Source organism: Ruegeria sp. CDSB013 (assembly GCF_059611165.1).
Genome location: NZ_JBXWPA010000031.1, coordinates 1 through 5,872 on the forward strand (window position 1 = coordinate 1; position 5,872 = coordinate 5,872).

Below are 5,872 nucleotides of genomic sequence, written 5' to 3' on the forward strand. Positions count from 1 at the left end.
CCCCTTCACCGGCGCTGCTGAGGCGGTGCTGACGGGTCGGAGAGACGGCCGGACGGGTTGGAGAGACAGCCGGACGCATCGGAGAGACGGTGGGCATCTTAGGGAATGATTTAGGCGGGCGCGCTGATGTTATTGGCGCAACGGTCTGATTTTTGGCTCTTGGTGTTCTGTTCTTTGACATTGATGGATAACTGAAGAGATATGTGGGCGGTTTGGTTCGTTTCGACGGATTGAATGTCTGTATATCGCGCTGGTAGGGCTTTGGCTCGATGATCCAGTGTCAGCTTCACTGTTTGAGTGGTTCACTGATTTCTTAGGAAATCTGTGTACATCAAACAGAAGACTTCATCAGGATTAGCCTCCTGATGAGATGTGCAGAGGTTCGAACGTCAAGGATAAGCAGCAATGCTTTTCAACTTGAGAGTTTGATCCTGGCTCAGAACGAACGCTGGCGGCAGGCTTAACACATGCAAGTCGAGCGCACCTTCGGGTGAGCGGCGGACGGGTTAGTAACGCGTGGGAACATACCCTTTGGTACGGAATAGCCTCTGGAAACGGAGAGTAATACCGTATGAGCCCTTCGGGGGAAAGATTTATCGCCAAAGGATTGGCCCGCGTTAGATTAGGTAGTTGGTGGGGTAATGGCCTACCAAGCCTACGATCTATAGCTGGTTTTAGAGGATGATCAGCAACACTGGGACTGAGACACGGCCCAGACTCCTACGGGAGGCAGCAGTGGGGAATCTTGGACAATGGGGGCAACCCTGATCCAGCCATGCCGCGTGAGTGATGAAGGCCTTAGGGTCGTAAAGCTCTTTCGCCTGTGAAGATAATGACGGTAGCAGGTAAAGAAACCCCGGCTAACTCCGTGCCAGCAGCCGCGGTAATACGGAGGGGGTTAGCGTTGTTCGGAATTACTGGGCGTAAAGCGCACGTAGGCGGACTGGAAAGTTGGGGGTGAAATCCCAGGGCTCAACCCTGGAACTGCCTCCAAAACTATCAGTCTAGAGTTCGAGAGAGGTGAGTGGAATTCCGAGTGTAGAGGTGAAATTCGTAGATATTCGGAGGAACACCAGTGGCGAAGGCGGCTCACTGGCTCGATACTGACGCTGAGGTGCGAAAGTGTGGGGAGCAAACAGGATTAGATACCCTGGTAGTCCACACCGTAAACGATGAATGCCAGTCGTCGGGTAGCATGCTATTCGGTGACACACCTAACGGATTAAGCATTCCGCCTGGGGAGTACGGTCGCAAGATTAAAACTCAAAGGAATTGACGGGGGCCCGCACAAGCGGTGGAGCATGTGGTTTAATTCGAAGCAACGCGCAGAACCTTACCAACCCTTGACATCCTAGGACCGGCCCAGAGATGGGTCTTTCACTTCGGTGACCTAGTGACAGGTGCTGCATGGCTGTCGTCAGCTCGTGTCGTGAGATGTTCGGTTAAGTCCGGCAACGAGCGCAACCCACATCCTTAGTTGCCAGCAGTTCGGCTGGGCACTCTAGGGAAACTGCCCGTGATAAGCGGGAGGAAGGTGTGGATGACGTCAAGTCCTCATGGCCCTTACGGGTTGGGCTACACACGTGCTACAATGGCAGTGACAATGGGTTAATCCCAAAAAACTGTCTCAGTTCGGATTGGGGTCTGCAACTCGACCCCATGAAGTCGGAATCGCTAGTAATCGCGTAACAGCATGACGCGGTGAATACGTTCCCGGGCCTTGTACACACCGCCCGTCACACCATGGGAGTTGGTTCTACCCGACGACGCTGCGCTAACCTTCGGGGGGCAGGCGGCCACGGTAGGATCAGCGACTGGGGTGAAGTCGTAACAAGGTAGCCGTAGGGGAACCTGCGGCTGGATCACCTCCTTTCTAAGGATGTATCTAGTTAGATTTGTTCGCAAATCTCGTGATACACTTAGCAGAAGATCAACAAACAAAGTTGATCAAACTCATGGACCGAGCCGTCCTCATATCTCTTCAGAACACATCAGGCCGACCGGCCTGTCTGGGTCGGTAGCTCAGGTGGTTAGAGCGCACGCCTGATAAGCGTGAGGTCGGAGGTTCAAGTCCTCCTCGACCCACCAACTCACTTTCGGTGAAGCCGAAAAGTGAGAGGCGGCAGTGCATTCATCTTGGATGAATGTCACGAGAGCCACTTTATGGGGCCTTAGCTCAGCTGGGAGAGCGCCTGATTTGCATTCAGGAGGTCAGGAGTTCGATCCTCCTAGGCTCCACCATTTACCTTCGATTTGACCGTTAAGCACCATTTTGGTTCTTCACCGTCCAATCGGACGTCGCTTCTTCGGAAGCTTTGACATCGTTTAGAGAGAAATCAATCAACACTGTTTGATCGTGCCGAGTGTGGCATTGATCTCGGTCGTTCTTATCTTCGGATAAGCGGCGCAGTTTGGGTCTAGCCGGCCCTGTCTGCGTATCCCGATCGAAACGAACAGAGTTGTCCAAGTCTAATATACTAACCCGAGCGACCTGCGTTGATCAGCTGCACGGCTGAGAGACCATATGGGGTTGCTCATTTGTCCTCGTCCAAGTGGCGGGGGCGGGAAATGTATGTTTTTGGTTCAGAAGAACAGATGACCTTTAGTTACCAGCTGGGTCATCGTGATTGATTTGATTACTGGCGCAGCTTCGGTTGTGTGCGGTCAAACGCACTCAAGTAGCCGAATAGGCGGTAGTGCAAATATCAAGTCTTTCTTTTTCTGGATCAAATCAAGCGCGAGAAGGGCGTTTGGTGAATGCCTTGGCAGCAAGAGGCGATGAAAGACGTGATACTCTGCGATAAGCCATGGGGAGCTGAGAATAAGCTTTGATCCATGGATTTCTGAATGGGGCAACCCACTTGAAAGCTCTCTATTGTTATCCTCTGGATGATCAATAGGTGGCTTAATCAAGTATTTATGACCTGAATACATAGGGTTATAAAGGCAAACCCGGGGAACTGAAACATCTAAGTACCCGGAGGAAAGGAAATCAATTGATACTCCCCTAGTAGCGGCGAGCGAACGGGGACCAGCCGAGCCAGATGAGTGAGAAGAACATGTTGGGAAGCATGGCCATAGCGGGTGACAGCCCCGTATTCTAAGCTCTGATGGACGTATTAAGTAGGGCGGAACACGTGAAATTCTGTCTGAAGATCGGAGGACCACCTTCGAAGGCTAAGTACTCCTTGCTGACCGATAGTGAACCAGTACCGTGAGGGAAAGGTGAAAAGCACCCCGACGAGGGGAGTGAAACAGTACCTGAAACCGAACGCCTACAATCAGTCGGAGCCTCCTTGCGGGGTGACGGCGTACCTTTTGTATAATGGGTCATCGACTTGGTCTCACGAGCAAGCTTAAGCCGTTAGGTGTAGGCGTAGCGAAAGCGAGTCTTAATAGGGCGAATGAGTTCGTGGGATCAGACCCGAAACCGAGTGATCTAGGCATGGCCAGGTTGAAGGTAAGGTAACACTTACTGGAGGACCGAACCCACATCCGTTGAAAAGGATCGGGATGAGCTGTGCCTAGGGGTGAAAGGCCAATCAAACTCGGAGATAGCTGGTTCTCTGCGAAATCTATTTAGGTAGAGCGTCATCCGAATACCCCGGGGGGTAGAGCACTGGATGGGTAATGGGGCCCCACAGGCTTACTGATCCTAACCAAACTCCGAATACCCGGGAGTACTAGATGGCAGACACACTGCGGATGCTAACGTCCGTAGTGGAGAGGGAAACAACCCTGACCTACAGCTAAGGCCCCCAATTCATGGCTAAGTGGGAAAGCAGGTGGGACGACCAAAACAACCAGGAGGTTGGCTTAGAAGCAGCCATCCTTTAAAGATAGCGTAACAGCTCACTGGTCTAAATAAGTTGTCCTGCGGCGAAGATGTAACGGGGCTCAAGCCATGAGCCGAAGCTTAGGATGCCGTAAGGCATGGTAGCAGAGCGTAGTGTGACATAAGACTTATCCTCTTTAGTGTCTTTCGGGGCACCTTGGAGGATCGAGTCTTTTCGATGAAGCCGGCGCGTGAGCGATCCGGTGGAGAGATCACTAGTGAGAATGATGACATGAGTAGCGACAAAGAGTGTGAGAGACACTCTCGCCGAAAGTCCAAGGGTTCCTGCTTAAAGCTAATCTGAGCAGGGTAAGCCGGCCCCTAAGCCGAGGCCGAAAGGCGTAGGCGATGGGAACTAGGTTAATATTCCTAGGCCGTGGAGTGGTGACGGATCTCAGGTGTAGTTCATCCTTATCGGATTGAATGGGCTGCTGAGAGGTTCCTGGAAATAGCCCTCCTATAAGACCGTACCCTAAACCGACACAGGTGGACTGGTAGAGCATACCAAGGCGCTTGAGAGAACGATGTTGAAGGAACTCGGCAAAATACCTCCGTAAGTTCGCGAGAAGGAGGCCCGGTTCCTAGGCAACTAGGGGCTGGGGGCACAAACCAGGGGGTGGCGACTGTTTATTAAAAACACAGGGCTCTGCGAAGTCGCAAGACGACGTATAGGGTCTGACGCCTGCCCGGTGCCTGAAGGTTAAAAGGAGAGGTGAGAGCCTTGAATTGAAGCCCAGGTAAACGGCGGCCGTAACTATAACGGTCCTAAGGTAGCGAAATTCCTTGTCGGGTAAGTTCCGACCTGCACGAATGGCGTAACGACTTCCCCGCTGTCTCCAACATCGACTCAGCGAAATTGAATTGCCTGTCAAGATGCAGGCTTCCCGCGGTTAGACGGAAAGACCCCGTGCACCTTTACTACAGCTTCGCACTGGCATCAGGATTGTGATGTGCAGGATAGGTGGTGGGCTTTGAAGCAGAGACGCAAGTCTTTGTGGAGCCTCCCTTGAGATACCACCCTTCGCACTCTTGATGTCTAACCGCGGTCCGTTATCCGGATCCGGGACCCTGCGTGGCGGGTAGTTTGACTGGGGCGGTCGCCTCCTAAAGCGTAACGGAGGCGCGCGAAGGTTGGCTCAGAGCGGTCGGAAATCGCTCGTTGAGTGCAATGGCAGAAGCCAGCCTGACTGCGAGACTGACAAGTCGAGCAGAGTCGAAAGACGGCCATAGTGATCCGGTGGTCCCGAGTGGAAGGGCCATCGCTCAACGGATAAAAGGTACGCCGGGGATAACAGGCTGATACTGCCCAAGAGTCCATATCGACGGCAGTGTTTGGCACCTCGATGTCGGCTCATCTCATCCTGGGGCTGGAGCAGGTCCCAAGGGTACGGCTGTTCGCCGTTTAAAGAGGTACGTGAGCTGGGTTTAGAACGTCGTGAGACAGTTCGGTCCCTATCTGCCGTGGGTGTAGGAGACTTGAGAGGAGTTGCCCCTAGTACGAGAGGACCGGGGTGAACGATCCACTGGTGGACCAGTTGTCGTGCCAACGGCAGTGCTGGGTAGCTATGATCGGACAGGATAACCGCTGAAGGCATCTAAGCGGGAAGCCCCCCTCAAAACAAGGTCTCCCTGAGGGCCGTGGAAGACCACCACGTCAATAGGCCGGAGATGTAAGCGCAGTAATGCGTTCAGTTGACCGGTACTAATCGCCCGATAGGCTTGATTTGATCCAGTAATGGAAAGACAAATCAAAAACATACACCTCAGTAAACATGGATAACTTCGCAGCAAAACGCTGCGGTGTTGATTGACATAACTACCGAGTGGCAACGCGCATTTGCATGCAAATACGCTGCCTGCCACCCGTCGCTTTTGCTCCGCAAAAGCCGACGTGGGGATTTTCCTCGGTTTGGTGGTCATAGCGCAAGTGAAACACCCGGTCCCATCCCGAACCCGGAAGTTAAGCACTGCCGCGCCAATGGTACTTGGGCTTAAGCCCCGGGAGAGTAGGTCACCGCCAAACCTAGAAAAATCCCA

2 tRNA genes and 3 rRNA genes are annotated in these 5,872 nt (G+C 53.1%); all 5 read left to right on the forward strand.

Annotated elements, in window-relative coordinates:
- The first annotated feature begins 413 nt into the window (after window positions 1-413).
- A 16S ribosomal RNA gene (locus AC2FJF_RS24210) occupies window positions 414-1,873 on the forward strand.
- 138 nt (window positions 1,874-2,011) lie between these two features.
- Window positions 2,012-2,088: transfer RNA gene (locus tag AC2FJF_RS24215), tRNA-Ile, on the forward strand.
- Window positions 2,089-2,165: 77 nt separating this feature from the next.
- Window positions 2,166-2,241, forward strand: a tRNA-Ala gene (locus AC2FJF_RS24220).
- A gap of 488 nt (window positions 2,242-2,729) precedes the next feature.
- Window positions 2,730-5,562: ribosomal RNA gene (locus tag AC2FJF_RS24225) — 23S ribosomal RNA — on the forward strand.
- A 181-nt stretch (window positions 5,563-5,743) separates the two neighbouring features.
- A 5S ribosomal RNA gene (rrf, locus tag AC2FJF_RS24230) occupies window positions 5,744-5,858 on the forward strand.
- Together the 16S, 23S and 5S rRNA genes with 2 tRNA genes alongside form the textbook arrangement of a ribosomal RNA operon.
- Window positions 5,859-5,872 lie beyond the last annotated feature (14 nt).